The 3,699-nt window shown below is 52.7% G+C and carries 5 protein-coding genes; 1 reads left to right on the forward strand and 4 read right to left on the reverse strand.

Annotation, left to right across the window (positions count from 1 at the left end):
* Nucleotides 1-11: 11 nt before the first annotated feature.
* Together traJ and BG57_RS33230 are read right to left on the reverse strand one after the other, a co-directional pair.
* Entirely contained in the window at nt 12-356 is a 345-nt protein-coding gene (gene traJ, locus BG57_RS30585; protein WP_035970980.1) for a conjugal transfer transcriptional regulator TraJ, read from the reverse strand.
* A 325-nt stretch (nt 357-681) separates the two neighbouring features.
* A complete protein-coding gene (locus BG57_RS33230) occupies nt 682-912 on the reverse strand; it encodes a TraK family protein (protein WP_206539448.1) in 231 nt (76 codons plus the stop codon).
* A 110-nt stretch (nt 913-1,022) separates the two neighbouring features.
* Here BG57_RS33230 and BG57_RS32880 point away from each other — a divergent pair, with 110 nt between their 5' ends.
* The gene (locus BG57_RS32880) at nt 1,023-1,913 is read left to right on the forward strand and encodes a hypothetical protein (protein ID WP_152562759.1); all 891 of its coding nucleotides are present in this window, start codon (nt 1,023-1,025) and stop codon (nt 1,911-1,913) included.
* Between the two features lie 277 nt (nt 1,914-2,190).
* Here the strand turns inward: BG57_RS32880 and BG57_RS30595 are convergent, their stop codons facing one another.
* Complete coding sequence (locus tag BG57_RS30595) at nt 2,191-3,063, reverse strand: replication initiator protein A (RefSeq protein ID WP_052006117.1); 873 nt, start codon at nt 3,061-3,063, stop codon at nt 2,191-2,193.
* A 419-nt stretch (nt 3,064-3,482) separates the two neighbouring features.
* Nucleotides 3,483-3,699: hypothetical protein (locus tag BG57_RS33605; RefSeq protein ID WP_206539447.1), on the reverse strand; the 217-nt coding region annotated here is incomplete at its 5' end.

The raw sequence follows: 3,699 nt of genomic DNA on the forward strand, positions 1-3,699 counted from the left end.
CGTGTATCAGTTTACAAGTGCCGATGACACATCGTAACAATCCGTTCGAGCACGCCATGAATAACCCTGCGTATTTGCTCAGGATTCTGCGAGCTGAGTTTTTCACTATTTGTCAGCCACAGCTTTAATAAGCCACCAAGCCGCCCTTGATCTCCATTAATTTTGGCGAGCTTTAACACCAGCTCTGCATCGATGACTCCCTTGATGCGGTAGCCCATTCCGACGTTACGCAGGTACATCGAAACACTCATTCCTGCCTTACGCGCGTTCTCTTCAATGCTCGCCTTCTCTTCAGGCAAGCACCACACTTTGATTGGCGTAGAACCTTTTCGGGTGGCCTTCACTGCGTTATCCATTCTGGCGTTCATTCGGTATGCGCCCTCTGGTCGGGCCGTCGTCACCACGAGGTGACCACTTGCTTTTGCACGATTTCCGTTGAGCGCGGAGCGCGAATAAGAAAAAGTGAAGAAGGTCCGCCCGCTTGCGGGTGGGCCTACTTCACATGTCTTGCCCGGAAAATTCGCAGTACGTTTCAGCGACAGTCGTGGAGAAAATCAAGATAAAACCGATCAACGCCATGATCATTGCAGCGTTGCTCGCAAATTGAACGCTTTCTTCGCGACTGAACGACAATTACACGGTGCTTGTTCGACAATTCCGAAAATTTGTCTTGATCGTTGATCACGTTCTTCGCAGAACCAACTCATTCACGTATCGACGAAAGGCTTGATAACCAAAGGAGATCACACCATCGGCCTTCAGCGACTTATATATCGCCAAGATCGACCAGCCTTGGCTAAGTGCAACTTGCACCTCGTTCCGCACAGAAAGAAACGTTGCACGATTGGCTGGGCCCGGTGAGCGGCCAGGTTCCGCCAGAACCATGGCGGCGATTCTCTCCGACAGACTCATTTCATCCACTTTCGTCTTCCGATCAGATTTTGGATCTTCGATTCTGACTTTTCAAAACACACAATTCGCGGTAAAAATACGAACAATTTTTGACACATTGCGATCAATCAATGGATATCGGTACCGGAATCTCGTCTCCAGCAGAGCTACTGAAGCGACGGCGCATTCGAACAATAGTGGTGATGCACGAGTTGATGGCACGTGTCGGAGCAGTCAACGCAAATCAATTCGCGAAATGGTTTGATTTGTCGACCGAAGGTTGGTCGCGAACGACGGGCCCGGAATCAGTATCCGATCTGGCAACGCAGGTTGCAGAGACTCAGGATTCGAAGAAGTGGTATCGGATTGTGAGCGGTGCCCAACCACTATCTGAGCGGTCGCTGTCGAACCTCCAACGTTTGTTTCCCGACGCTCGACGGATCTTTTCTGACGGCCCAGAACGTCTTTTTGAGGCGTTATGGGGCGAGATAGATACCCTCTGGTCGGTATGTCGCGTAGAAGTACATGCGTACGAATTCCCAGACCCGAAACGACCTGTCGATGCCTCTGCTTTTAACCCAGACGATCTCGAAATATTCGCCGATGCCGGCCTTTCGTTTGAAGAATCCCTGGATAATTTCGAGTGTTCACTTCTTTTACATAGACGGTTTGGCCAAGGGCTAACACTCAATTGCCTGTCTGAAGCGATAGCGTTCCACCGCATTTATGGCGCGATAAGTAGGCTTTGCAGAGTCGATGGTGTTGGAGCGTATCGGTGTGTCCGGATGTGCCTTAACGATCAAGCGATCGCGACGCAGCTTAAAAAATTCAATTTTCACCGCGCCACGATCAATGTCTACGAAAGCATATCGAACGAGCTATTCACTGCAGAGGTGCGCCGTTTACAGAACGACTTGGAATATAGGAAGTCCGTCGGCGCTGAAGACTTCGCCGAATATGCACGCAATCCAGAATCTCTTTGCTCGGCTGATGCACGTGCGGAGTTGCTGCGCATCGCTTGAGCGACTCGCGGCGCATCCACGTGGCGCAGTTATCCACCGATTGATAAGACAATGCACGTTAAAGGTTTTAATAGTTAACAAACCGCGCGCGCGCGTTACGCCCTGCTCCACCATCGCGAGAACCCCGCCCCGCCGAGCGTCGCGATAACTATCGGTGGTTGATACCACGTAGGGCCGGTGGGCGAAAACACGTACCTATCCACAGGTTTTGGTGTGCGAAACCACGTGCCCGAGCATTGGCCATTCGAGGGCGGTGGGTGAAAACACGTTATGAAAACTAGGCACCAGCTGATAGGTTCGGTCCGGGCAGACTCTGTAAGAGCCTTGCCGTATTCCTCGTGTAGAAAGTGACAATGTCTTTCTCGCCGAGGAGAATTTTGTAATCGGGAAGGTTGTCCGCACTCGCGATGGCACGCACCATTCGGCGAAACTCCTTCAGCGTCGCCTTGCTTCCTGCCTTCTGACGAAGAAGTTCCAGCCCGATCCGCGCTAGTGCCTGATGCCCGCAATGCTTGCGCGCCAGTTCGTATAAACGCCGTTCCAACGGTTTCCTCAATCGAAAATATGCGTCGTTAAGAGTGAAGACCTCGAACGCGCATAAGGCGCGGTAGAGCCACGTAGACAGCTCAACCTCCACAAAACCCGATCGTGAAGGGCCTTCTTCATTCGTTACCATCGTATAGCGCTGGATAAGGTTAAACCCCTCGTCGATCCGAATTCCGCCGGTACAGACGTTGGTCATTAGAATCGTCCCGTGTAGCCTTTCGAGCGATGATCTAAGTGCGTTGTACTCTGCACCGCTCACGCCACGTCCAGTCGCAATTAGATAGTCATATGCCCTGAATCGTACCGTTCTGGTATTCGTCTCGGGTAGACCGCGGTCTACGCCCGCGACGAGCTGGGAAGCGACGAAGATGAGTACGTCCTTGTCATGCAGCGTGGCGCGCCCGAGCATGCTCGACTTGACCGTAATCCGTCTCATCCCATCTTGACTCTCCCATTTCGAGATCGATATGTCGGGCTTGGTCGACAGTGAGAATATCGGCAATTCCATGCTTGCTGCGTCACACTTGAAAGCGTAGTCATGTAGATACGCAGGAAAGAAATCTGCCGTGACTCGATTCGCGTCGACGAGTGGTCCGGCCTTCATCGCGCGACTCCTGCTGGAGTACGGTTTCAAAGCTTGGCCGCACCAACTCGAACATTCTCAGCGGATTTGCCCCCGCGCTGCCTGGCGATCTGCTCCGCTTTGGTAGGTCGGCCGCGTCGCTTCAGAGAAGCTACTGCCGCATGACTTGTGACCGTAACCTCAGACGCGACGTGCTCAAGCAGCCACTGCTCGACGTCTTCTATACGCCAAAGCAAGCGCTTAGTACCGGGTAGTCGACATATGGGAGGAAGCGCTTGAGGGTTGCGCGAAGCGTCGCTCCGAATGCTCGCGACGGACTTATGCAGATAGATGGATAGCTGATCGACGGTGAGAAGCGCTTGCATGGCTTGGACCTTGTAGCGCCATGCACGACTTCGCACATGACGGCGGTGGTTTGCTAATGCATGCAAGCTTCCCGTCTACGTCCATGCCGGTCCCGGTAATTCACGCGGATTTTTTTTACACATGTAGCTCGACAGCTCGGGCAACTCTTCATCGCCACAAATCCGCCACACCCGGTGTGCAAAAACCTGCTTCAGAACGCAAAACAACGCACTACATCGCAAGACGTAGTGCGTTGTTTCTAAAGCAAATTCGTGGTGGAGAGGAGGAGGATCGAACTCCCGACCTTCGCAT

The organism is Caballeronia grimmiae (assembly GCF_000698555.1).
Taxonomy (GTDB): domain Bacteria; phylum Pseudomonadota; class Gammaproteobacteria; order Burkholderiales; family Burkholderiaceae; genus Caballeronia; species Caballeronia grimmiae.

Bases quoted from the DNA above. Each gene is read 5' to 3' on its own strand.
- BG57_RS32880 (WP_152562759.1), top strand. From the start codon at position 1,023: ATGGATATCGGTACCGGAATCTCGTCTCCAGCAGAGCTACTGAAGCGA.
- BG57_RS33230 (WP_206539448.1), bottom strand. From the start codon at position 912: ATGAGTCTGTCGGAGAGAATCGCCGCCATGGTTCTGGCGGAACCTGGC.
- traJ (WP_035970980.1), bottom strand. From the start codon at position 356: ATGGATAACGCAGTGAAGGCCACCCGAAAAGGTTCTACGCCAATCAAA.
- BG57_RS30595 (WP_052006117.1), bottom strand. From the start codon at position 3,063: ATGAAGGCCGGACCACTCGTCGACGCGAATCGAGTCACGGCAGATTTC.